Source organism: Methylobacterium sp. 37f (assembly GCF_023093475.1).
Classification (GTDB): Bacteria; Pseudomonadota; Alphaproteobacteria; order Rhizobiales; family Beijerinckiaceae; genus Methylobacterium.
In genome coordinates this window covers 1-1487 of record NZ_JAGHKN010000092.1, presented here as the reverse complement: position 1 = coordinate 1487, position 1487 = coordinate 1, and the positions used below count along the sequence as shown (strand labels likewise).

At 67.0% G+C, this 1487-nt stretch carries 1 protein-coding gene; it reads right to left on the bottom strand.

The window, feature by feature from the left end:
* The coding region (locus J7U37_RS24745; protein WP_247637472.1) for a hypothetical protein at nucleotides 1-1000 on the bottom strand (1000 nt) is incomplete at its 3' end.
* Nucleotides 1001-1487 lie beyond the last annotated feature (487 nt).

Below are 1487 nucleotides of genomic sequence, written 5' to 3'. Positions count from 1 at the left end.
TCAACGGCCCGTGTATCAGCAGCGCGTGCAAGGCATGGAGGGCGGTGCCGTCGTCCGTACCTGGGAGAAGGTACTCGTCGAGGGCGGCCACCCAGAGGGTCTGCTCGCTGGCATCGCCATCCGACATTGCGGCCTTCGCGTCCTCGGCGACGTCAGCGTCGTCACCCGTACGCAGGCTGCGCCGCCAGAGGTGCCAGGCGACCCAGGGTATGCCGAGGCTGCGCCCAGCCAACTTGCGCAGGTAGTCGTTGCGAAGCGTACCCGCCTCGTCGACCGCGAGCACGTCCTCGCCGTCGGCAGGCAGGCGGAACCGCATCGCCCCGGTGGCCTCGGAGGTCGAGAGCTGGACGAACCAGTCATGCAGGCGGACGGCATCGAACGGCTTGATTGTTACGGCATCGGGCAGGAGGGGGGCGGTGCCGGCCGCCTTGGCGAGGAACGACCAGGCCCAGGCGTTGCAGCCGACGACCACCGGTCGATCCAGTCCGTCGATGGCCGCGAGGAGCGCGCGTACGGCCCTCAGGCCTTCCCGATGCCGCAGGAACCAGTCCTCCAACCTGGGGATGACCAGGATCCCCGACCCGGTCATGTCCGGCAGGATGGGCTGATCGGCGGCGACGAGCGATTGCCGCGAGGTCGGCGCGAGGACCTGGTGTCCCGCCTCGGATGCCCAGGTCTCGATGACCGCGTTCTCATCACAGGGCGGCAGCACCACCGTCAGGATGTGTGATGCGCCAGGCTGGCGATCCAACCACTTGCCGACGGTTGCCCCGATCTCGGCGAGGACCGGTCCGCAGGCGGGGGGAGCCACGACCTCGTCGAGATGCTTCAGCGTCGCGCGGTGCAGCTTGTCGTCCGCGATGAACGGCTCGGACTTTTCGCGGTGGAACAGGGCGATAAGCCGCCCGAGGTACCTCCGGGCGACCTCATCCCTGGGGACAGGTGGCGTCTGGGCATCGTCGAGTGGGATCAGGAACGCGGGGCCTTCAGTCTTCGACATCGGCGCGCGGCAGTCCACTCCAAGGTCGTCGACAACGTGAACCGCCCAGGTTCGTTGCCGGTGCCGCTGGCATTCACCGGTCACGAAGTAGGCACCTTCGGCCCGGAACTACGACCTGAAGGACGGCGAAGGGTAGGATGCCACCGAGGGCAAATGGCACATCCAACGCCCTTCTTGGGACTGGGTGCCCTCGACGCCGGGTCCCCGACTACGGGCGCTGCCGCTATCGACTGGTTGCCGGTGCGTCCTCCGCTTGCAGGCCTCTAAGAGGAGCGTCGATGGTGCACATGACACCTGTCGCCGGATAGGAGAGATCCACCTCGCCGCCGAAGTTGCCGGCAAGTCCGCGCCCGATCAGCCTAGAGCGTTTTCCACGATCCCTGAGTCGTTGCGGCGAGGTGAGCGTTGATCCCTGAAGGTTCGTCAGGGAGATCGCCATGGCCCGTGCCTACAGTCACGATCTGCGCATTCGCGTCCTGGACGCAGT